The following is a 21,534-nucleotide window of genomic DNA, read 5'->3' as shown; positions in this document are numbered from 1 at the left end:
GAGTACGTCCATGAATCTTGCCCCGCGCGAGATCGACAAGCTGTACGTCTACATCGTGGCCGACCTGGCCCGAAAGCGCCGCGACCGCGGTCTGAAGCTCAACTACAGCGAGGCCGTGGCCCTCATCAGCGAGGCCATCCTGGAGGGCGCACGCGACGGCAAGACCGTGGCGGAGTGCATGGAGATCGGCAAGGGCGTCGTCACGGGCGGCGAAGTCATGGACGGCGTACGGGACATGGCGGCCTTGATCCAGATCGAGGCGACCTTCCCGGACGGCACCAAGCTGGTGTCCTGCCACGACCCCGTCGGCGCCTGACGGTGGCGACCGCGGTGGCCGGGCAGAGCGCTGCGACGCAGGTGCTCGCCGGCGGGCACGAACTGGGCGGCACAACCCCCGGGTTCACGGCAGTGCCCGGTGGGCGTCCGCTGCTCGACGCGGTGGCCGAGGCCCTGGCCGCCGGCGAAGGGCCGGTGTGCGTCGTACCGATGACGCTCGGCCGTGACCCCAAGCTGATCGCCGACACGGCCCGCGCCCTGCACTGGCTGGCCGAGGGCGAAGGCGCCGGACGGCTGGTGCTCAGCGAGCCGTTCGGCACCAAGGACCATCTCACCGGCTGGCTGCGCGCCGCCGCGGGCAAAGCGGTCGGGGGTATGGCTGCTGCGGGCAAGCCCGCCGCGCCGGACGCCCCACGGACCGCGATCCTCGTCACCGCCCCCGCCGCGGGTCCCTTCGAGGACGCCGACCTGTTCCGCGTCGCCCGCCTCGTGCGCCAGTACGGCCAACACCGCCTGGTCGAGGTCGCGTTCGCGGCCGGTGACCCCGGCCTCGCCGAAGGGGCCGAGCGCTGCCGGCTGCTCGGCGCCGAACGCGTGGTCATGATCCCGGCGGCCTTCGGTCCCTCGGGCGCCGAACAGGTCGCCGGAGCCGAGGACGGCGGGCCGCTGCTCAGCGCGTCCGCCATCGACGGCGTCATCGCCGCCCGCACCGCTGAGGCGCTGCACCGCCTCGCCCATGGAGACAACGGCATCGCTGCCGGCCGGGACGCCGAGCACGGGCACGGATACGCCCACTCGCACGGCCCGGGCACCTCCCCCCACACCCACCACTGAGAACAGGAGGCCGCCATGTCGGGTGGCGCCAAATATCTGTACGGCGACGGAGACATCGAGCTCAACGCCGGTAGGGCCAAGGCCAAGGTCACCGTGAGCAACACCGGTGACCGCGCGATCCAGGTCGGCTCGCACTACCACTTCTTCGAGGCCAACCGGGCGCTCGACTTCGACCGCAACGCCGCGTTCGGCATGCACCTCGACATCCCCGCGGGCACCTCGGTGCGCTTCGAGCCGGGTGCCACGCGTGATGTCGAGCTGACCGCTTACGCGGGCCACCAGCGGCTGATCGGCTTCAGCAACCTCACCGCCGGCGGGGTCACCGCCGGGGACACCCGCACCAAGGCCATGGCCCGCGCGGTCGAGCGCGGCTTCAAGGGCGCACGCAAGGAAGGCGACAACTGATGGTCACCCTGCCCCGCAAGCAGTACACCGACATGTTCGGCCCCACCGTCGGTGACCGCTTCCACCTCGCCGACACCAACCTCGTGGTCGAGGTCGTCAAGGACTACAACGAGGGCCACTACGGCGACGAGGCCGTCTACGGCGGCGGCAAGACCGTCCGCGACGGCATGGCCCAGGACCCGTCCGCCACCGGCGCGATGGGCGCCCTGGACACGGTCATCACCAACGTCGTGGTCCTCGACCCGATCCTGGGCGTCATCAAGGGCGACCTCGGCATCAAGGACGGGCGCATCGCCGGCATCGGCAAGTCCGGCAACCCGCACACCCAGTCCGGCGTCGACCCCCGCCTGGTCATCGGCCCCGGCACCGAAGTCATCGCGGGCGAGCACCAGATCGCCACCGCGGGCGGCATCGACAGCCACATCCACTTCATCTCGCCGCAGCAGGCCCTGCCCGCGCTGTCCAACGGCATCACCACCATGATCGGCGGTGGCACCGGCCCGGCCGACGGCACCAACGGCGTCACCAGCACCCCCGGCGCCTGGAACCTTGCCCGGATGTTCGAGGCCGTCGAGGACATGCCGGTCAACACCGGCCTCCTCGGCAAGGGCAACAGCTCGTTGCCCGGCGCCCTCGTCGAGCAGATCGAGGCCGGCGCCTGCGGACTCAAGGTCCACGAGGACTGGGGCACCACCCCGGCCGCCCTGGACTGCGCCCTCACGGTCGCCGACGAGTACGACATCCAGGTCGCCGTGCACACCGACACCCTGAACGAGGGCGGCTACTTCGAGGACACCCGCTCCGCGATCGACGGCCGCACCATCCACACCTTCCACTCCGAGGGCGCGGGCGGCGGTCACGCACCCGACATCATGCGGGTGGCGGGCGAGCCCAACGTGCTGCCCGCCTCGACCAACCCGACTCTGCCGTACACGGTCAACTCGGTCGACGAGCTGCTCGACATGGTGATGGTCTGCCACCACCTGAGCCGCGACATCCCCGAGGACGTCTCCTTCGCCGACTCCCGGGTGCGCGCCGAGACCATCGCCGCCGAGACCGTCCTGCACGACGAGGGCGTCATCTCGATCTTCTCCTCGGACTCGCAGGCCATGGGCCGCATCGGCGAGTCCTTCGCCCGTGCCTTCCAGACCGCGCACCACTGCAAGGACCAGCGCGGCAAGCTCGACGGCGACCACGAGCACAACGACAACTTCCGGGTCCTTCGCTACCTCGCCAAGCTCACCATCAACCCGGCGATCGCAACCGGCACCGCCGAGCACATCGGCTCCCTCGAGACCGGCAAGATCGCCGACATCGTGCTGTGGCCGACCGGCTCGTTCGCCGCCAAGCCGCGCCTCGTGATCAAGGGCGGCCTGATCAACTGGGCGCAGATGGGCGACCCCAACGCCTCGCTGCCCACGCCGCAGCCGGTCTACTTCCGGCCCATGTTCGGCGCCCTGGGCAAGGCCAAGCAGTCGACCCGGGTGACGTTCATGTCGCAGGCGGGCATCGACGCGGGCATCCCCGAGAAGCTGGGCCTCGACTCGCTGGTGCTGCCGGTCAAGCACTGCCGCTCCGTCGGCAAGCAGCACATGGTCCTCAACGACCGCACCCCGAAGGTCGAGGTCGACCCGGAGACGTACAAGGTGAAGCTCGACGGCGAGATCGCCACCATCGAGCCGGCCCAGACGCTCCCGCTGGCCCAGCTGTTCTACCTGGCGTGAGCGGTCCGGTGCAGGGTCTCGACGCGCTGTTGGTCAGCCTCCAGCTGACCGACTCGGCCTTCCCCAGCGGGTTCTACACGCTCTCGCACGGGCTCGAAGGCTATGCGCAGGCCAAGGCCGTCACCCCGGACGCCGTGCCGGAGCTCCTGGCCGATCTGCTCCGCCACGCGGTCGGCCCGGCCGACGCCACCGCCCTCGCGGTGGCGCACCGGGCCGCCCGTGCGGGGGACTGGGCGCGGGTCGTGGACTGCGACCAACGGCTGCACGCCACCAAGCTCAACCGGGAACTGCGCCTGGCCGCCACCCGCACCGGACGCCAACTCCTGGACATCGCCCAGGAGTCGGTGGGCGGTGCGGAGCTCGACCGGTACGCGGAACTCGTGGCCGCCAAGCAGACCCCTTGCTGCCAGGCCGTCGCGGCGGGCATCGCCTACGCGGCGGCCGGCGTGCCCGTCGAACAGGCCGTGGCGAGCGACCTGTTCGCGTTCTGTACGAGCTTCGTGGGGGCCGCGCTGCGGCTGCGGCTCACCGACCACCGCAAGGCGCAGGTGGTGCTGCGCACGACCGCTCCCGTGATCGCCGAGGTTACGGCGGACGCGGTCGTGCGCGACCTCGCCGACATCGGCGGCTGCGTACCCCTGGCGGATGCCATGTCCGGCCGCCACGAGCGGGCCGAGGCACGGCTGTTCGCCTCCTAGCAACCAGCAGAAGCCTCCTGGCAACCAGCAGAGAGAGAAGACGCACCTGATGACAGACAACGTGCTGCGGGTCGGCATCGGCGGGCCCGTCGGCTCGGGCAAGACCGCGCTGATCGAGGCCCTTGTGCCGGTCCTGATCGAGCGCGGCCACCGGCCCGCGGTCATCACCAACGACATCTACACCCAGGAGGACGCCCACCACGTACGGCGCACCCTGGCCGGGATGCTCGCCCCGGAGCGGGTGGTCGGGGTGGAGACCGGCGCCTGCCCGCACACCGCGGTACGCGACGACCCGACGATGAACCTGGCCGCGGGGGCCGAACTCCTCGAAGCCTTCCCGGACATCGACACCCTGCTCTTCGAGTCGGGCGGCGACAACCTGACCCTTACCTTCAGCCCGGTCCTGGTCGACCTGTTCCTGTTCGTCCTGGACACGGCCGAGGGCGAGAAGATGCCGCGCAAGCGCGGGCCGGGCATCACCGAGTCGGATCTGCTGGTCATCAACAAGATCGACATCGCGCAGTACGTACGGTGCGACCTGGGCGTCATGGAGTCCGACGCCGAGCGGGTCCGCGAGGGCCGCCCCGTCGTACTCACCAACTGCCTGACCGGCGAAGGCCTCGACAAGATCGCGGACTTCCTGATGACCTTCCGCAAGGTCCCCGCGTGAGCGTCATGGCCACCGAGCGGGACCTCCCCACGGACACTCCACCGGCCGTGCCCCGGCTCTCTCCCGAGCACTACGAGCCGGCCCGGGTCCCGCCCCAGGTACTGCGGCACGCCGGCCGCCCCGACACGCTCGGGGTCGGCCGGCCCGGCAAGATCGGGCTCCTGGAACTGGGGTTCGCCAAGGTCGGGGAGCGTACCGAACTCGTCTCGCACTACCAGAAGTCGCCCCTGCAGATCATGCGGCCGTTGTACTTCGACCCGCACCGCCCCGACCTGCCCATCACCTTCCTGATGGCGACCGGCGGCGGCGTCCTGCAGGCCGACCGGCTGCGCACGGACCTCACCTTCGGCCCGGACAGTTCCGGACTCCTCACCACGCAGGCTGCCACCAAGGTCTACCGGATGGAGCACGACTACGCCGTCCAGCAGGTCTTCCTCACCGCCGGCCCCGGCGCGTACGTCGAGTACCTGCCGGATGTGACCATCCCGTTCGCCGACTCGCGCTTCTACCAGCGCACCGTCGTCACCGTGGACCCGACGGCGACCGTGCTGGTGTCGGAGTCGATGACGGCCGGGCGCCTCGCGCGCGGCGAGCGGCACGCCTATGAGGTGTTCGCCTCGGACCTCGAACTGCGCCGTCCCGACGGGCAGTTGGTGGCGCTGGATGCGGTACGTCTCGAACCTCGCGGCAGCGGTGTCACCGGGCCCGCCGTGCTCGGCGGGCACGACCTGATGGCCGCCTTCTACGCCGTCACGCCGCTCGCCCCGGCCGCCGAGGTCGCCGACGCGCTGCACGCGGCGCTCGACGGAAGTGGCCTGCTGTACGGCGTGAGCGTGCTGCCGCAGGACAGCGGGGCCTGGCTGCGCGTCCTGAGCAGCGACTCCGTCGCGCTGCACGCGGCGCTCGAGCACGCCTGGGACGCCGTGCGGCGCCTGCTGACCGGTACCCCCGCGCCCTTGCTGCGCAAGTCGTGATCCCCTGATCGGAAGGGAAGCTCGCAGATGTCGTCCGCCTTCGATACCGGCAACACGGCCTGGCTGATGGTCAGTACGGCCATGGTCCTGCTGATGACCCCGGGCCTCGCCTTCTTCTACGGGGGCATGGTCAAGACCAATCACGTGCTGGTCATGCTCAAGATGAGCTTCGCCTGTCTGGCGCTCGTCTCGCTGCTGTGGCTGGCCGTCGGTTACACCCTGGCCTTCGGCCCGGACGCGGGCGCGGGGCTCATCGGCAATCTCGACCACGCGTTCCTGCGCGGCGTGGACATGACGTCGCTGCACGGCTCCATCCCCACCACGATCTTCTCCTGCTTCCAGATGTCCTTCGCGATCATCACGGTGGCGCTGATCAGCGGGTCGATCGCGGGCCGTGCCACGATGCGGGGCTGGCTCGTCTTCGTCGTCGCCTGGACGCTGCTCGTCTATATCCCGCTCGCCCACTGGGTGTTCGCGCCCGACGGATGGATCGCAGGCAACCTGGGCGCCCTCGACTTCGCGGGCGGACTGCCCGTCGAGATCAACTCGGGGGCGGCGGGCCTCGCCTGCGCCATCGTGCTGCGCAGGCGCAAGGACTTCGAGCGGCAGGCGATCACCCCGCACAACCTGCCGCTGGTCGTGATCGGGCTCGCCCTGCTGTGGTTCGGCTGGTTCGGCTTCAACGCCGGGTCGGCGCTGCAGGACGAGGGCGGCGCCCCGATGGCCTTCCTCAATACCCAGCTCGCCGCCTGCGCCGCGATGATCAGCTGGCCGATCGTGGAGAAGTATCAGCACGGCAAGGTCGAGATGCTCGGCGTCGCCTCGGCCTCGGTCGCCGGCATGGTCGCCATCACCCCGTCCTGCGGTGAGGTCTCACCGGTCGGCGCGCTGGTCATCGGCTTCGTCGCGGGTCTGGTCTGCGCCTTCGCGATCAACTTCAAGTACAAGATCCACGTGGACGACACCCTCGACGTGGTCGGGGTGCACGGCTTCGGCGGCATCGTCGGCACCCTCGGCATCGGCTTCTTCGCCACCGCCGCCATGAGCGGCAAGAAGGGCCTCTTCTACGGCGGCGGATTCGACCAGCTCTGGCGGCAGGCCGTCGCCGTCGTGGCCACGATCGCCTTCTCCTTCTGCATGACCTGGCTGATTGCCCAACTGATCAACCGGACCGTCGGTTTCCGTACGACTGAGGAGTACGAGGCCGTGCCCGGCAAGGAGGAGGAAGTGGCGTACGACCAGGCCACCATCGAGGAGATCCGCTCCCGGCTCGCGCCGGCCGGCGCCGCTGCCGGGACCTCCGGAGGCGTATCGGCGGCAGGCGTCCCGGCTCCGGCGGGCTCCCGGGCCGAGGCGGATGCCGCACTGCTCGGCGAAGTGATCACCCTGCTGGAACGACGGGAGCGTGACAAGTGATGGGCGCGGTATTCGACTCGGGCAACACCGCCTGGCTGATGATGAGCGCGGCCATGGTGTTGCTCATGGCACCCGGGCTGGCCTTCTTCTACGGCGGCATGGTCAAGACCGGGCAGGTCGTGGCGATGCTGAAGATGTGCTTCGTGTGCGTCGCCTTCGTCACCGTCATCTGGTTCGCCGTCGGCTACTCCCTCGCCTTCGGCGAGGACGTCGGCGGGCTCGGCATCATCGGCAACCTCGACAACGCCTTCATGCAGGGCATCGGCCTCAAGACCGCGACCGGGAACGTGCCGACCGTGATCTTCTCGGTCTTCCACATGTCGTTCGCCATCGTCACGGTCGCCCTGATCAGCGGCTCGGTCGCGGGCCGCGCCAAGATGGCCGGCTGGATCACCTTCGTCTGCGCCTGGACCCTGCTCGTCTACATCCCCATGGCGCACTGGGTGTTCGACGCCGACGGGTGGGTCGCCAAGCAGGTCGTCGCGGTCGACTTCTCCGGTGGCACTGTCGTCGAACTCAGCTCGGGAGCGGCCGGGTTGGCCCTCGCGATCGCGGCGGGCAAGCGCAAGGACTTCGAGCGCGAGGAGATCCGGCCGCACAACGTGCCGCTCGCCGTGATCGGCGTCTCGCTGATGTGGTTCGGCTGGTTCGGCTTCAACACCGCCTCCTCGCTGCACGTACCCGGTGCCGCGGCCATGGGCTTCCTCAACTCTCAGCTGGCGGCGGGCGCCGCGATGATCGGCTGGGCGCTCACCGTCTACTGGCGCAACCGGGCCGTCAGCCTGCTCGACATGTGCATGGGCGCGGTCACCGGCCTGGTCGCCATGACCCCGGCGGCCGGTGGTGTCTCCCCGGTCTGGGCCACGGTCATCGGCTTCCTTGCCGGTCTGACCTGCGCCTTCGCCATCAGCTGGAAGTACCGGCTCGGCGTCGACGACACCCTCGACGTGGTCGGCATCCACGGCTGGGGCGGACTGTTCGGCATGGCGATGGTGGGTCTCGCCGGCACGGGGGCCATGACCGGCCAGAAGGGCCTGTTCTACGGCGGTTCCTGGACGCTGCTCGGCCGCCAGCTGGTCGCCATCCTGGTGCTCGGGCTGTTCTCCTTCGTCATGACCGTGATCATCGGCAAGCTGATCGACATGACGGTCGGGCTGCGCCAGGAGGGCGGACCGGTCGAGGAGGAACAGGTCTACGAGTCCGATGTCGCCGCCCAGCTGACGGCCCTGGCCCGCACCTCCCGGCAGGGCGGCGCCCCCACCGAGCCGGCGGCGGACGCCTCCGAGCTGGTGGCCCAGTTGCGGGCGCTGCTCACGGACGACGCGGCGAAGAGCTCCGCGTCGAGGGCGTCCGGCAGCGGGACAGGAGACGCCTGACCCTTTCCGCGGCACGAGACCGCCCTCGGCACGCGAGGGCGGTCTCGTTTTTGTGCTCGGAGGCCGGGCGGGAAATTCGTTTCCGTCCAGCCGGGCCCGCGCTCTAACCTCGGGTGCAACGCGCTGACGGAGCCGAGTAGCCCCGGGACCACGCGAGCGAAGAGAGCTGCCGGTAGCTGAGAAGGCAGCCTCGCGCCCGAGGTGAATCCACTCCTGAGTGCGGGGAGGAACGGCCGCCCGAAGCCCCGGGCGTGCTCCATGCCCCGCCGGCCGGCCCCCGTGACCGGGCCCGAACGAGGCCGCCGACCGTGGCGGTGAAGGCGTGGTGGCACCGCGAGTAACCCCGCTCGCCCGCGCTCCAAGGGATCAACGCCGAGGCGGCGCCCCGCTTCGGCCGATCGGACGGAGCGATCTCATGCTGGATGTCACCGCACTGCGAGCCCACCCCGAGCGAGTCCGCCAAGCCTTGCTCAAGCGCGGCATGGAGGTGGATGTCGAGGCCTTCCTCGCCCTGGACACGGAGTTCCGCACGGCGCGCAGGACCGTGGAGCGGCTGCGTGGCGAACGCAGGCAGATCTCGGCGGACATCGCGGCGCTGCGCCGGGCGGGCGGCGAGGTCGAAGGGCCACAGGCCGCGGCAAAAGCCTTGGCCGAACAGGTCGCGGACGCCGAGGCCGTCCTCGCCAGGCTCGCCCGGCGGCACCGCGACTTCCTCGACGGCCTGCCCAACCTCCCGGACGACGACGTGGTCGCGGGCGGCAAGGAGAACAACGAGGTCGTACGGGAGATCGGGGCGCGGCCCGCCCTGGACTTCCCGGCCAAGGCACATGTCGAGCTCGCCCAGGACCTGGGCCTGGTCGACTACAAGCGGGGCACCAAGCTCGGCGGGAACGGCTTCTGGATCTATCGCGGTGAGGGGGCGGCCCTGGAGTGGGCGCTGCTCAACTACTTCGTGGACACCCACCGCCGGGCGGGCTACGAGTTCGTGCTGCCGCCGCACATCCTCACCTACGAGGCCGGGTACACCGCAGGACAGTTCCCCAAGTTCGCCGACGACGTCTTCGTACTGGAAAAGGGAGAGGGCGGGCGGCCCGAACGGTTCCTGCTGCCCACCGCCGAGACCGCCCTGGTCAATCTGCACCGGGACGAGACCCTCGACGCGAGCGAACTGCCGCGCAAGTACTTCGCGTACACGCCGTGCTATCGCAGCGAGAGCGGGGGATATCGGTCGGCGGAGCGCGGGACGCTGCGTGGGCATCAGTTCGACAAGGTGGAGCTCTTCCAGTTCGTACGCCCCGAAGACTCGGACGCCGCGCAGCTCGAACTCCTCGCCCGAGCGGAGGAGTTGGTGGCCGGGCTCGGCCTGCACTACCGGGTGACCAAGCTCGCCGCCGAGGACACGTCGGCCGCCATGGCCAAGACGTACGACGTGGAGGTCTGGCTGCCCAGCCTCGGCGCGTACGCGGAGGTCAGCTCGGTGTCGAACGCCCGCGACTACCAGGCCCGGCGCGGCAACATCCGCTTCCGGCCGGACGGGGGCGCCAAGGCGGCCTACGTCCACACGCTCAACGCCTCGGCCCTGGCGACCAGCCGGCTGCTGCCCGCGATCCTCGAGCAGCACCAGCGGGCCGACGGCACGGTGGCCGTGCCCGAGGTGCTGCGGCGGTGGGGGATGGGTGAAGTGCTCGGCGGCTAGCGGGAGTTCGGGCTGACCTGCTTGGCCTGTCGCGCGCGCAGGACGGCCGCGGTGCGCTCGCACCAGTCGCGGTTGCCCTGCTCGAAGGCGAGGCCGCGCAGGCAGGTGAGATAGGGGCCGATGCGGTGGCCGTGGCGCAGGAAGTCCTCCTCGCTGCGGTCGCCGCGGAACTTTTCCAGGAGCGAGGTGAACAACTCGACCTTGGCGGCGGCGAATGCGGCCCGCTCCGTCAGGTCCGCGATGACCTCCCCGGTGTCGATGAGATCGCAGGCCTGCACCTTGACGAGCAGGTCGTCGCGGAGGAACGACGGCTTGGCCGAGGCCGCCGCGAACCGCTCCAGCTCGGTGAGTCCGGCCTCGGTGACCTGGAACAGACGCTTGTTGGGCCGGCTGTCCTGGACCACCTCGCGGCCCGTGACCAGGCCGTCCGACTCCAGCTTGGCCAGCTCGGCGTACAGCTGCTGCGGCAGGGCGTGCCAGAAGTTGGCCACGCCCAGGTCGAAGGACTTGGCCAGCTGGTAGCCGCTCAGCTCCTCGTCGAGCAGGGCCGCGAGCACGGCGTGACGCAAAGCCATCGGCTGTCCTCTCCGTCCTCCGGGCCTGGGGTCTATCCTCTGGGCCTGCGGCCATGATAGTCAAGAATCTGACTACTCAGATTGATGACTAGTGATGACTATCGAGGAGCGCTCATGGCCACCACCGCAGACCTCTTCCGTGCCGCCGTGGAGAACAGTGATCCGGCGGGCCTGGACGACCTGTTCACCGACGACGTCCGCTTCTACAGCCCCGTGAAGTTCACCCCGTTCGAGGGCAAGCCCATGGTCCTCGGGCTGTTCGGCGTGCTGCTGCGCACTTTCGAGGACTTCCGCTACGTGGGGGCGCTGGACGGCACGGCCGAGACGAGCACCGACGGAGCGGAGGCGCCTTCGGACATCCTGATCTTCCGGGCCACGGTCAATGGGAAGCAGATCCATGGCATCGACCTGCTGCAGTTCGATGAGGCAGGGAAGATCAAGGAGTTCACGGTCATGGTCCGTCCGCTGTCGGCGGTGCAGACCCTCAGCGATGCGGTTCTCGCCGGGCTCGTTGCCGACGGACTGGTGCCCGCCCCGAACTAGGCCCTCTCGATCCGCTGCCGCAGCGCCGCGATTTCCGCACGCAGGGCGGCGATGTCGTTCTTGTCCGCGGCCTGGTCGCCGTCCTTGAGGGTGACCAGGAGCGCGCCGCCCGGCTCAAGGCTGACCTCGCTCGTCTCGGACACGTCGTCGCCGCCCTGTCGTTTGACCGCCACGTCCAGGTCGGCCGGGCGCAGCCCGGTGCGGCGGATCGCGGACGGCAGCCAGGCGCCGTCGCGGGCGAGGGTGAGCGGAGTGCCCTCGAGGAGCTGCCCGAACCGGTCGGACAGGGCGGCCGCCCGCACGACGAGCGCATTCGCGGCGACCAGGACGGCAGCGCCGAACGCCCCGCCGGCCACGGAGTTGTCGGGGCCGATGATGGCGTTCTGCACCACGTTCGACAGCAGCAGCATGACCACCAGGTCGAAGGTGTTGAGCTGGGCGAGGTCCCGTTTGCCGGCCAGGCGGATCAGGATCAGGACGACCAGGTACACCAGGACCGTACGGAGGGCCTTCTCGCCGTAGGGGATGCCCAGGCTCATCACGTCATGCCACATCGTTGCCACTCCTGCTGTCCGCGGGCCGGTGCCTGCTGTTCACGTAGGGATCACGTACGGATGCCGTACGAAGACGGATTCCGTACGAACAACGCCGCCCCGAACCCCCAGGTAGCGCCTAACCTTCCTCGCTCCGCGCGAACCCCCGCGTGCTCGGCACCAGTGCCGCCGCGGCCGGGGCGAGGAAGCAGATCAGCGCGCACACCGCGAGGACGGCCCTTATCCCCAGGGCGTCGATCGCCGGGGCCATCAGGGCGAGCCCCAGCGGGGCCAGGCCGTAGGAGAGCATGAAGTCCAGCGAGGACACCCTGGCCAGCTTGTCCGGCGCCACCTCGCGCTGAGTGGCCGTGAACCAGGGCACGTTGAAGAGCTCGATGCCGAGCCCCGCCACCGCATAGGCCGCGATCACGAAGGCGGGGTGTACGGGGAAGACCAGGCTCAGCGGCGCGAATCCGTAGCAGGCGAGGCCCGCGAGCGCCGACCAGCCCTGTGCGCGCGGCCTCAGCCGGGCGATCACCAGGGCCCCGGCGAGGGCGCCCACGGTGTACGCGGTCATGGCCGCGGCGAGCACAAGCTCCGTGTCGTACCGGTCGCGGCTGATGAGCGGCAGGGCGACGCCCGTCGCGGAGTAGCCGGTCGCGATGACGGCGGTCAGTGCGCCCAGGCCCGCCAGGAACCACGGATGGCGCCGCGCCTCGCGCAGCCCCTCCCCGAACTCGCGGAAGAACGAGGGACGTTGGGTCGGCTCGGAGGAGGACTGCTTGCCGACTCCCGGACCCGGGATCAGCGCCGCGACCAGCCAGAGCAGTCCGATGCCGAGGAGCAGCGTTGAGGTGTCGAGGACCACGGCGAGCAGCGCGGTCAGTGAGGGCGCGGCGAGCGTGGTGACGCGTACGGACAGGGTCATGGCCGCATTGGCCTGCTGGCGCCGCTCGGCGTCGACGACCTCGGCGGTCAGCGCCTGGAAGGCGGGCCGGCACGCCCCCTGCCCGGCGCCCGCCACCAGAGCGGCCCCGGCCGTCACCGCCAGCGAGTGCCCGACTCCCGCGGCCAGCACGGGAGTTGCCGCCGCCGCGGCAAGCCCGGCCCAGGCCACCACCGCCCGGCGCGAGTACCGGTCGGCCAGCACCCCGCCGATCGCCACGGCCACCAGGAACCCCACGGTCCGTGCGGCGAGCAGCAGCCCGAGTGCGGCCGCACTCAGCGTGCGGTCCAGGACGGCGAGGCCCAGGACGAACGGCAGGGCCCAAGTGGCAAGGCCCGATGCGGTGGTGCCCGACCAGAGTCTGAGGAAGGCGGGGTCGAGGAGGACGGGTCGGGTGCGGGGCGGGCTCGATTCGGGGGCCCGGGCAGGGGTGGTGGTCACGGGGTGGCGTTCCTCTCACAGGGGCGAGTGGCTTGTTAAATGAAAACGATTGTCATTACTGTATCGTCATCGCATCGCACTCCCCGCCGGGGGTGCTCACCCACCGGAGGACCCATGCGCCATCCCACCCGCCTCGGCATCGCCGCCCTTTCCCTCACCTTCGTGGCCGCCGGCTGCGCCCAGCCCGACGACGGCGCGAAGGGCGGCCAGAAGAACGCGGCGGACCGGCGGGCCGACGTCACCAGCTGCGGCCGGAAGCTCACCTTCGACGGCGCACCCGAGCGGGCCGTCGCCCTCGATCAGTCCTCGACGGAGGTCCTCCTCGAACTCGGCCTGCAAGACCGCATGGCCGGCACCTCCAACCTCAAGACGAAGATCGCCCCGGAGTACCGGGACGCCTACGCGAAGGTTCCGGTGCTCAGCCCCAAGATCCTCACCAACGAGCAACTGCGCGCCGCCACCCCGGACATCGCGGTCGCGGGCATGTCCGACTACTTCACCAAGGACCGGGTCGGCACCCGCTCCGAACTGGCCGACCTCGACCTGCCCTCGTACGTCAGCGCGGTCGACTGCCCCAAGCAGCAGAAGCCGGGGAAGGCCAAGACGTCCTTCGAGCTGCTCTTCCAGGACTACGAGAACCTCGGCAAGATCTTCGGCGTCGAGGACCGGGCCGCCCGCCTGGTCGAAGAGCAGCGGGCCACCCTCGACAAGGCGGCCAAGGCCGCGGACCGGGTCAAGGGCGAGCCGAACGTCGTCTGGCTCTACTCCGTGTACGGCGACGCGCCCTACGTGGCCGGCAAGAGCGCCATGCCCAGCGAGATGAGCCGGCTCGTCGGCGCCAAGAACGCCTTCGACGACGTCGACGAGGACTGGCCGGCCGTCACCTGGGAGCAAATAGCCGAACGCAACCCGGACTTCATCGTCGTCGGCGACCTCTCCGAGCGCGGAAAGCCCGGCGACAGCGCCGCCGACAAGCGCGCCGCGATGCGCGACAACCCGCTGATGTCCAAGCTCGCGGCGGTCGCCGAGAACCGCATCGTCGAGATCCCCGGGACCGAGATGGACCCGTCGGTACGCACCGTCAGCGCCCTGCCCCGGCTGACGGACGGTATGAAGGAACTCGGCCATGTCCGCTAGCGCAGACCCCGATGGCGCCTTGCCGGGGGTGGCTCAACTGCCGGATGCGCAGGGCCTGTTGCATCCCGCGGCACGGCATGTCGCACAGTCGGAGCCCGGGCCGGTCCCCGCAGAACCGGCCGCGCGGACCTCCCGGCCGGTGCTCTTCGTGCTGGCCGCAGCGGCCCTGCTCGTCTCCGTCGCCGTGTCGGTGCGGATCGGCACCACCGACGTCACGTACACCGCTCTCCTGCGCGCCGTCGGCGCCCATCTCGGCCTGGACACCGAGCCGTTGCCCCGCCTGGTCGACTCGCTCATCTGGGATCTGCGCATCCCGCGCGTGCTGATGGCCGCCCTGGTCGGCGCGTCGCTCGCGGTGTGCGGCGCGGCGCTGCAGGCGCTGACCCGCAACGCCCTTGCCGATCCCTACCTGTTGGGCATCTCGTCGGGCGCCTCGACCGGCGCGGTCGCCGTGGTCGTCCTCGGCGTCGGCGCGGGAGCGGTCGGCGTCACCGGTGGGGCCTTCGTCGGCGCGCTGGTCTCCTTCGGGCTGCTGATGCTGCTCCTTCGCCGGTCAGGGCTCGACTCGGTGCGGATCGTGCTGACCGGGGTGGTCGTGGCGCAGCTGTTCACCGCGCTCACCTCGCTCGTCCTGATGGCCTCCGGCGACCCCGAGATCATCCGCGCCATCACCCAGTGGCTGCTCGGTTCGATGGCGTCCGCCCGCTGGGACGCCGTGGCCGTGTGCGCCGTGGTGACTGCGGTCGGGCTCGCGGTGATGTGGGTGTACGCGACGGCGCTCGACGGCTTCTCCTTCGGTGCCGACACCGCGGCCTCGCTCGGCGTCGACGTACGCACCACCCGCACCGTGCTGCTCGTGGTGACGTCCCTGGTGACGGCCGTCGCGGTCGCGGCCGTGGGGGCGATCGGGTTCGTCGGGCTGATCGTGCCGCATGTCGTACGTTTCCTCGTCGGCCCCCTGCACCGGACGCTGTTGCCCTTCTCGGCGCTGGTCGGGGCGCTGTTCCTGGTGTGGACCGACGCACTTGCCCGGGTGGCGTTCGCGCCGCAGGAGGTGCCCGTCGGCGTGTTCACCGCGCTGCTCGGCGTGCCTCTGTTCCTGCTGGTGCTGCGCAAGCGGGGTGAGCTGTGAGGATCACCGCCGAAGCGCTCACCTGGCGGGCGGGGGACCGGACCGTCGTGGACGCCGTCGACCTGGACGTCGCCCCGGGCGAGACCGTCGGGCTCATCGGCCCCAACGGCTCGGGCAAGTCCTCGCTCCTGCGCTGCCTCGCGGGCCTGCGCCGACCCGACTCCGGCAACGTCTCCTACGACCGCGAACCGATCCACGACTGGAGCGCCCGGCGCATCGCCCAGCACCTCGCCTTCGTCGAGCAGGCCACCGACACCGGCAGCGAACTCCGCGTGGTCGACGTCGTGGGTCTCGGCCGCACCCCCTTCCAGGACCGGTGGCGGGGCCCCGGCGCCCATGACCGCGCCGTCGTCGCCGCGGCCCTCGACCGCCTGGGGCTCACCGAACTGGCCGACCGGTCCTGGAAGGAGCTGTCCGGCGGCGAACGCCAACGCGCCCACCTCGCCCGGGCCCTGGCCCAGCAGCCCTACGCCATCCTGCTCGACGAACCCACCAACCACCTAGACGTGAAGCACCAGTTGGAGCTGCTGCAGCTGCTCTCGGACACCGATCAAACCGTCCTGGTCGCCCTGCACGACCTGTCCCTGGCCGCCCGCCACTGCGACCGGCTGCTCCTCCTGCGCGACGGCCGACTGATCGCCGAGGGCCCGCCGAAGGACGTCCTCACTCCGGCCCGGCTCGCCGACGTCTTCGAGGTCGACGCCGAGGTCGGCCCCGACGCCCTCGGCCGGCTCGCCGTGGCCTATCGAGGCGTCGCCGCACCGGCCCGCCACACCGTGTCCGACCTTGCCTGAACGCTCCCCGAACCCACCCGCGTACGACAGGAAGAACCCCCATGGACACCCGCACGACCCTTGACGTCGAGTCCCTCATCAGCGGCGTACTGGCCGGTGAACACGGCCCGCTGCCCGCCGAGTCGACCGCCACCAGCGTGTTCTGGATCCATCACGGAACCCGCCTCAAGGGCGGCACCACCACCTACCTCAACCAGTACGTACTCGTCCGCCTCGGCGGCTCCTTCGGGGCCTGCGCCTTCGAGGCGGGGGAGATCGATCCGGCCATCTGCCGTGAGGCGTCCGGCAGTTCGCTCGACATGCTGCTGCGCGAAGGGCCGCGGCCGCTGCGGATCGCCGCCCTGGACGCCTACCTCGCCGAGGCCCGGCCGCACCGGGACGCCGCCGATGCCGAGGTGGTGACGCTGCCCGCCGGGCCGCCCGAGACACGGGCGCACGCCCGGGACGCGGCGATCGCCGGGCTGCTCGCCATCGAGGACGGCGCGAAGGTCGCCCTCATCGGCGTGGTCAACCCGCTGCTCGCGGCGATCCGCGAGCGCGGCGGTGTGCCGCTGCCCTGCGACTTCAACCTCCGTGAGACCCAGTGGGGGGAGCCGGTGAGCGCCGACATGGAGGAGGTGCTGAGCGCGGCCGACGCCGTCGTCGCGACCGGGATGACGCTCAGCAACGGGTCCTTCGACACGATCCTCGCGCGCTGCCGCGAGCGCGGGATCCCGCTCGTCGTGTACGCGCAGACCGGCAGCGCCGTGGCCCGCGCCTTCCTGGGGGCCGGAGTGAGCGCGCTGTCCGCGGAGCCCTTCCCGTTCTCGCAGTTCAGCGCCGAGCCGACCGCCCTGTACCGCTACCGGGCCCCGATCCCGGCTGCCCGATGACCGCCGCAGTCGGGGTCGTGGTCGGGGCCGGGTATGCCGCCTGCCATCACGGGGAGATCCTGCAGGGCGTCTTCCTCGATGACCGGGGACGGCGGTGTGCGGGCCTGGTCACGCTGCCGTTGCGAGGTCTGGGGACCCGCGCGGAGTTCGTACGTCGCCCGGGGACGGGGCCCTCGCGGGTCGAGGTGGTGCCGGCCGGGCGCACCAAGGCGCTGCGGGCGGCAGTGCTGGCGATCGAAGAGTGTGCTGAGCACTGCCAAGGGGAGCTCTGCGGCGGGGAGTTGAGGCTGTCCGGTGACATCCCGGTGGGGCTCGGCATGGGGTCCTCCAGCAGTGATGTGATCGCCGCCGTGCGGGCCGTCGCCGACGCCCATGGGGTGCGGCTCGCGCCGGAGACCGTCGCCCGGCTCGCGGTGCGCGCCGAACGGGCCTCGGATCCGCTGATGCTCGACGGGCGGCCGCTGCTCTTCGCCCAGCGTGAGGGGCGGGTCCTGGAGGTCCTCGGGGCCGCGCTGCCCCCGCTCGTCGTGGTCGGCTGCACGCTCGGCGGCGGGCGCCCCGTTGACACCGACACGCTCGCCCTCGCCGAGGCGACGTACGACGACAGTGATGTGGGCGCGTACGCGCGGCTGCGGACCCTGCTGCGCCGGGCGATCGTCCACGCGGACCCCGCCCTGCTCGGACACGTCGCCACCCAGAGCGCCCGGCGCGGTCAACGGCGGCTCGCCCACGCCGAGTTCGGGGCGATGACGCGGATCGCCGGACGGTTCGGGGCCGTCGGGGTGCAGATCGCGCACAGCGGCTGTGTGGCCGGGCTGCTCTTCGACCCCGCGAGCCGTGCGCTGCGCCACCGGCTGCGGCAGTGCACGGCCGCCCTGCAGGGCGAGGGCATCCCCGTCACCCGGACCTTCACCACCCATTCCACCAGCGAGGAGTTCCCGCATGGACACCCACATCGCCGAGGCGATCGGCCGGCCCGACCTCATACGCCTCGACGACCGCCTCATCTGCCTGCGCTTTGAAACCATGAAGGCCGTCTCCGCGATGGCCGCCGTCCGCCACCTGCTCGACACCGGGGCCGTACGCCGCGGCGACACCCTCCTCGACAGCTCCAGCGGCATCTACGCCTACGCCCTCGCCCTGGCCTGCCACCGCTACGGCATGCGCTGCCACATCGTCGGCTCCACGACTGTCGACCACACCCTGCGCACCCAACTGGCCGTACTGGGCGCCCACTTGGAACAGATGGACCCCTGCGACGACCTCAAGCTCGACCAGAAGCGACGGGTCGCACGGGTCGAGGAGATCTTGCGTGCACACCCCGAGTACCACTGGATGCGCCAGTACCACGACGACATCCACTACCTCGGCTACCGCGCCATCGCCGAGCGGATCCGCGAGGAGACCGGCGGCGAGCCGCTGACTCTGGTGGGAGGAGTCGGATCCGGGGCGTCCACGGGGGCGCTCGCCAGCCATCTGCGGGCGGCGGGGTCCGACGTCGAGCTGGTCGGGGTGCAGCCGTTCGGGAGCGTCACCTTCGGCGCCGAGCACGTGACCGACCCGGAAATCATCATCGCCGGGATCGGCAGCTCCATCCCCTTCCGGAACGTCTCCCACCACCTGTACGACACCATCCACTGGGTCGGCTTCGACGCGGCTCTCGCCGGGAGCGTCGACCTGCTGCGCCGCCATGCGGTGTTCGCGGGCCTGTCCACCGGGGCGGGCCATCTCGCGGCCCGGTGGGAACGGGCGCGGGCGGGGGATCGCACGGTGGTGTTCGTCGCGGCGGACACCGGGCACCGGTACGTGGATTCCGTGTTCGCACGTCATGGGGAGGCCGCTCCGGTCGAGGAGCTGTCGCCCAGGGAGGTCGGCGGCACCGACGAGCTGGCGCTGCCCTGGTCGCGTATGGCATGGGGGCGGGCGGAGGCTGCTGAGGGGCGCTGACCTGCGGGCGTCTCGATCGTGGCGCGGGGCCACCGGGCCGGATTCGTAGGCGAGGGCGACGAGTTGGGCGCGGTCGCGGTCGCGGTCCCGGTCGAGGGCGTGGCGCTTGGTCATGGCGAGGTTGGCGGGCCTCTTCGCGGTCAGGGCCTCCGTGTGCCCCGGTGCCGGCGGACCAGGGAGGTCACCACGAGGGCGAGGACGACGACCCCGGCGAGCACGAGATAGGCGTCGGCGCCCGGCAGGACCGCGCCCAGGAGGTAGCCGCAGAACGTCATGGCCGTGGCCCACACGGCGCCCGCCGCGCTCTGCCACACGGCGAAGGTGCGGCCCGGGACGAGCAGCGCACCCGCGACGCGGCTGGAGAGGGTGCGTACGACCGGAATGAACCTCGCGACAAGCAGGGCCGGACCCGGCCCGTACCGCTCAAGGAGCTCCTGCACCCGTGCCACACCCTGGCGCAGCCGTTCCTTGCGGAGGCGGGCGAGCAGGCCGGGTCCGGTGCGCCGGCCGATCCAGTAGCTGGTCTGCGCACCCAGCACGGTCCCGAGCACGCCGCAGAGCAGGATCAGCGGCAGGGAGAGGTGCCCCTCGCCCGCCGAGCACAGCATCCCGGCGGTGAAGAGCACCGCCCCGCCGGGCAGCACCACACCCAGGAGCGTGCCGGCCTCCAGGAACAGGACGACGAACACCCCGATGGTGCCGAAGCCGGACAGCAGCGCGGAAGCGTCGACCACGGCACCATGATCGCCGAATCGGGCGGAGCGGGCCCGTCGAGCCGGGTCCGGGGAGGCCGGAGTGGCCCTTAAACTCGCCGGATGGCGAAGTACTTCGATGTGCACCCCGAGAACCCGCAGCGGCGCACCATCACCAATGTGGCCGACAGCATCCGGTCGGGGGCGCTCATCGCGTACCCGACGGACTCCTGCTACGCACTGGGCTGTCAGCTGGGCAGCCGTGACGGCATCAGCCGGATCCGGGCGATCCGCAATCTCGACGACCGCCACCACTTCACCCTGGTGTGCCGGGACTTCGCCCAGCTGGGGCAGTTCGCGCAGGTCGACAACGACGTGTTCCGCGCGATCAAGGCGGCGACGCCGGGCCGCTACACCTTCATCCTGCGGGCGACCCGGGAGGTGCCGCGCCAGTTGCTGCACCCGAAGAAGAAGACGGTCGGCGTACGCATCCCCGATCACGTCGTCGCCCAGGCGCTGCTCGAGGAACTCGGGGAGCCGCTGCTCTCCAGCACCCTGCTGCTGCCCGACGAGTCCGAGCCGCTGACGCAGGGCTGGGAGATCAAGGAGCGGCTCGACCATGAGGTGGACGCCGTACTGGATTCGGGTGACTGCGGCACCGAGCCGACCACGGTCATCGACTTCTCCGACGGCGAGCTGGAGATCGTGCGCCGGGGGGCCGGCGACCTCACGCCGTTCGAGTAGCGAGGGGCGGGGAGCGAGTAGCGAGCGCGGGAGCGAGGGGTGGCCGGGGTGCTCAGCCTGGCGGAGATCGCCGCGGACCCGGGGCTGCTGACCTGGCGGCTGCGGCTCCCGGCGGGGGAGCGGGGCGGTGCCGCGGAGGTGATCCTCCGGCCGCTCGTGCACGGCGACGCGGACGGCCTCGGTGACTTCCTCGCGGGGCTGTCCCCCACGACGCGGCGGCTCAGCACCTTCGACGGGTACGACCTCCCGGCGGCCCGCGAGCTGTGTGCCGCGATCGGCCGCTACGACAAGCTGCGGCTGGTCCTTGAGGAGGCGCCGGGCGGCAGGATCGTCGGCCTCCTCGAGTTCAGCCTCGACCTCACGGCCGCGGACATCGCACGCCATGCGCGGGCCGGGATCCGGCTCGACCCGGCGACCGACTGCCGGTTCGGGCCGACCTTGGCCGACGACCACCAGGCGAACGGCGTCGGTTCGCTGGTCTTCCCGCTGCTGGTCGAGGTCGCCCGGCGGCTCGGCCGGACGCGGATCATCCTGTGGGGCGGTGTGCTGGCCGACAACGCCCGTGCCCTGCGCTTCTACGAGAAGAACGGCTTTCGGCGGGTGGGTTCCTTCACCGGGCCGGACGGCACGCTGTGTCTGGACATGCTTCTCGACCCGAACCTGGGGCGCGCGGACACCGGCTTGTAGTGTCTCGGGAGTGCGGCGCAGCGCATCGGGCGGGCCGTTTTGAGGGGGGTACGCAGATGTTCTTGAGGTTTGGTGTCCTCCTGCTGGGCGTCATGGTTCTGGGGACGTTCGTGATCGTGATGGTGGTCATGGCAGGCCGGAAACGCCGCGGTACGCCGCCGGCCGGGCCCGTCGGCTGGAACCCCAATCCGGGGATGGGCCAGCCGCAGCAGATGCCCGGAACGGGTCAGCCGCAGCAGCCCCAGTACCCGGCCGCGCCCCCGCAGCCCGGTGGGCCCTACCCGAACCCGGCGCCCCCGGCTCAGTACCCGAACCCGGCGCCTCCCGGGCAGTACCCGCAGGCCCCCAACCCGAACCCGTACGGCCAACAGCCCCCGTATCAGGGGCAGTAGGGCGCGATTCAAGGGCTGTACGGCGCACTG

Annotated in this window: 24 protein-coding genes; 20 read left to right on the top strand and 4 right to left on the bottom strand. The window is 71.0% G+C overall.

All coding sequences use genetic code 11. The features are described 5' to 3' along the window. The first annotated feature begins 10 nt into the window (after positions 1–10). From OG430_RS06215 to serS, 10 genes are all read left to right on the top strand, one after another. On the top strand, positions 11–316 hold the full coding sequence (locus tag OG430_RS06215; RefSeq protein ID WP_327351409.1) for an urease subunit gamma: 306 nt from the start codon (positions 11–13) through the stop codon (positions 314–316). A gap of 14 nt (positions 317–330) precedes the next feature. Further along, a complete protein-coding gene (locus tag OG430_RS06210) occupies positions 331–1,110 on the top strand; it encodes a sirohydrochlorin chelatase (RefSeq protein ID WP_327351408.1) in 780 nt (259 codons plus the stop codon). Positions 1,111–1,125: 15 nt separating this feature from the next. Further along, positions 1,126–1,515 (top strand): urease subunit beta, encoded by a 390-nt coding sequence (locus OG430_RS06205; protein ID WP_327351407.1) that lies wholly within the window; start codon positions 1,126–1,128, stop codon positions 1,513–1,515. Then, positions 1,515–3,239, top strand: a complete 1,725-nt coding sequence (gene ureC / locus OG430_RS06200) for an urease subunit alpha (RefSeq protein WP_327351406.1) — start codon at positions 1,515–1,517, stop codon at positions 3,237–3,239. The genes OG430_RS06205 and ureC overlap by 1 nt, the downstream gene beginning before the upstream one ends. Beyond that, complete coding sequence (locus tag OG430_RS06195; RefSeq protein WP_327351405.1) at positions 3,236–3,937, top strand: urease accessory protein UreF; 702 nt, start codon at positions 3,236–3,238, stop codon at positions 3,935–3,937. The genes ureC and OG430_RS06195 overlap by 4 nt, the downstream gene beginning before the upstream one ends. Positions 3,938–3,986: 49 nt before the next feature. Then, positions 3,987–4,607 (top strand): urease accessory protein UreG, encoded by a 621-nt coding sequence (ureG, locus tag OG430_RS06190; protein ID WP_327351404.1) that lies wholly within the window; start codon positions 3,987–3,989, stop codon positions 4,605–4,607. 5 nt (positions 4,608–4,612) lie between these two features. Continuing rightward, positions 4,613–5,581 (top strand): urease accessory protein UreD, encoded by a 969-nt coding sequence (locus tag OG430_RS06185; protein ID WP_327358969.1) that lies wholly within the window; start codon positions 4,613–4,615, stop codon positions 5,579–5,581. A gap of 27 nt (positions 5,582–5,608) precedes the next feature. Next, on the top strand, positions 5,609–6,997 hold the full coding sequence (locus OG430_RS06180; protein WP_327351403.1) for an ammonium transporter: 1,389 nt from the start codon (positions 5,609–5,611) through the stop codon (positions 6,995–6,997). Continuing rightward, a complete protein-coding gene (locus tag OG430_RS06175) occupies positions 6,997–8,373 on the top strand; it encodes an ammonium transporter (protein ID WP_327351402.1) in 1,377 nt (458 codons plus the stop codon). Before OG430_RS06180 ends, OG430_RS06175 begins: the two co-directional genes overlap by 1 nt. Positions 8,374–8,788: 415 nt before the next feature. Next, positions 8,789–10,069 carry a serine--tRNA ligase gene (serS, locus tag OG430_RS06170; protein ID WP_327351401.1) on the top strand — a complete coding sequence of 427 codons (1,281 nt, stop codon included), beginning with the start codon at positions 8,789–8,791 and terminating at the stop codon, positions 10,067–10,069. Here serS and OG430_RS06165 read toward each other — a convergent pair. Further along, positions 10,066–10,644, bottom strand: a complete 579-nt coding sequence (locus OG430_RS06165; RefSeq protein WP_327351400.1) for a PadR family transcriptional regulator — start codon at positions 10,642–10,644, stop codon at positions 10,066–10,068. The genes serS and OG430_RS06165 overlap by 4 nt on opposite strands. 114 nt (positions 10,645–10,758) lie before the next feature. Here OG430_RS06165 and OG430_RS06160 point away from each other — a divergent pair, with 114 nt between their 5' ends. Then, positions 10,759–11,187: a nuclear transport factor 2 family protein gene (locus OG430_RS06160; protein ID WP_327351399.1), complete on the top strand. Its 429-nt coding sequence runs from the start codon at positions 10,759–10,761 to the stop codon at positions 11,185–11,187. Here the strand turns inward: OG430_RS06160 and OG430_RS06155 are convergent. Both OG430_RS06155 and OG430_RS06150 read right to left on the bottom strand, forming a co-directional pair. Beyond that, the gene (locus OG430_RS06155; protein WP_327351398.1) at positions 11,184–11,741 is read right to left on the bottom strand and encodes a DUF421 domain-containing protein; all 558 of its coding nucleotides are present in this window, start codon (positions 11,739–11,741) and stop codon (positions 11,184–11,186) included. The two genes, OG430_RS06160 and OG430_RS06155, sit on opposite strands and share 4 nt — an antisense overlap. 118 nt (positions 11,742–11,859) lie before the next feature. Beyond that, the gene (locus tag OG430_RS06150; RefSeq protein ID WP_327351397.1) at positions 11,860–13,107 is read right to left on the bottom strand and encodes an MFS transporter; all 1,248 of its coding nucleotides are present in this window, start codon (positions 13,105–13,107) and stop codon (positions 11,860–11,862) included. 114 nt (positions 13,108–13,221) lie between these two features. Here OG430_RS06150 and OG430_RS06145 point away from each other — a divergent pair, with 114 nt between their 5' ends. From OG430_RS06145 to OG430_RS06120, 6 genes are read left to right on the top strand one after another with little or no spacing between them, the layout of a single operon-like run. Further along, entirely contained in the window at positions 13,222–14,244 is a 1,023-nt protein-coding gene (locus OG430_RS06145; protein ID WP_327351396.1) for an ABC transporter substrate-binding protein, read from the top strand. Continuing rightward, on the top strand, positions 14,234–15,376 hold the full coding sequence (locus OG430_RS06140) for a FecCD family ABC transporter permease (RefSeq protein WP_327351395.1): 1,143 nt from the start codon (positions 14,234–14,236) through the stop codon (positions 15,374–15,376). The genes OG430_RS06145 and OG430_RS06140 overlap by 11 nt, the downstream gene beginning before the upstream one ends. Further along, the gene (locus tag OG430_RS06135) at positions 15,373–16,170 is read left to right on the top strand and encodes an ABC transporter ATP-binding protein (RefSeq protein WP_327351394.1); all 798 of its coding nucleotides are present in this window, start codon (positions 15,373–15,375) and stop codon (positions 16,168–16,170) included. The genes OG430_RS06140 and OG430_RS06135 overlap by 4 nt, the downstream gene beginning before the upstream one ends. Before the next feature lie 41 nt (positions 16,171–16,211). Continuing rightward, on the top strand, positions 16,212–17,042 hold the full coding sequence (locus OG430_RS06130; protein WP_327351393.1) for a Rossmann-like domain-containing protein: 831 nt from the start codon (positions 16,212–16,214) through the stop codon (positions 17,040–17,042). Further along, the gene (locus OG430_RS06125) at positions 17,039–18,064 is read left to right on the top strand and encodes a GHMP family kinase ATP-binding protein (protein WP_327351392.1); all 1,026 of its coding nucleotides are present in this window, start codon (positions 17,039–17,041) and stop codon (positions 18,062–18,064) included. The genes OG430_RS06130 and OG430_RS06125 overlap by 4 nt, the downstream gene beginning before the upstream one ends. Next, positions 17,985–18,989: a pyridoxal-phosphate dependent enzyme gene (locus OG430_RS06120; RefSeq protein ID WP_327351391.1), complete on the top strand. Its 1,005-nt coding sequence runs from the start codon at positions 17,985–17,987 to the stop codon at positions 18,987–18,989. Before OG430_RS06125 ends, OG430_RS06120 begins: the two co-directional genes overlap by 80 nt. 140 nt (positions 18,990–19,129) lie before the next feature. Here the strand turns inward: OG430_RS06120 and OG430_RS06115 are convergent, their stop codons facing one another. Then, positions 19,130–19,723, bottom strand: a complete 594-nt coding sequence (locus OG430_RS06115; RefSeq protein ID WP_327351390.1) for a DedA family protein — start codon at positions 19,721–19,723, stop codon at positions 19,130–19,132. A gap of 81 nt (positions 19,724–19,804) precedes the next feature. Here OG430_RS06115 and OG430_RS06110 point away from each other — a divergent pair, with 81 nt between their 5' ends. From OG430_RS06110 to OG430_RS06100, 3 genes are all read left to right on the top strand, one after another. After that, on the top strand, positions 19,805–20,425 hold the full coding sequence (locus tag OG430_RS06110) for an L-threonylcarbamoyladenylate synthase (protein WP_327351389.1): 621 nt from the start codon (positions 19,805–19,807) through the stop codon (positions 20,423–20,425). 39 nt (positions 20,426–20,464) lie between these two features. Beyond that, complete coding sequence (locus tag OG430_RS06105) at positions 20,465–21,112, top strand: GNAT family N-acetyltransferase (RefSeq protein ID WP_327351388.1); 648 nt, start codon at positions 20,465–20,467, stop codon at positions 21,110–21,112. A 92-nt stretch (positions 21,113–21,204) separates the two neighbouring features. Then, positions 21,205–21,504 carry a hypothetical protein gene (locus tag OG430_RS06100; RefSeq protein ID WP_327351387.1) on the top strand — a complete coding sequence of 100 codons (300 nt, stop codon included), beginning with the start codon at positions 21,205–21,207 and terminating at the stop codon, positions 21,502–21,504. The last annotated feature ends 30 nt before the right edge of the window (positions 21,505–21,534 follow it).

The sequence above is a fragment of the Streptomyces sp. NBC_01304 genome, assembly GCF_035975855.1.
In the GTDB taxonomy this organism is placed as follows: Bacteria; Actinomycetota; Actinomycetes; order Streptomycetales; family Streptomycetaceae; genus Streptomyces.
This window is presented reverse-complemented; position numbering and strand designations above follow the sequence as displayed.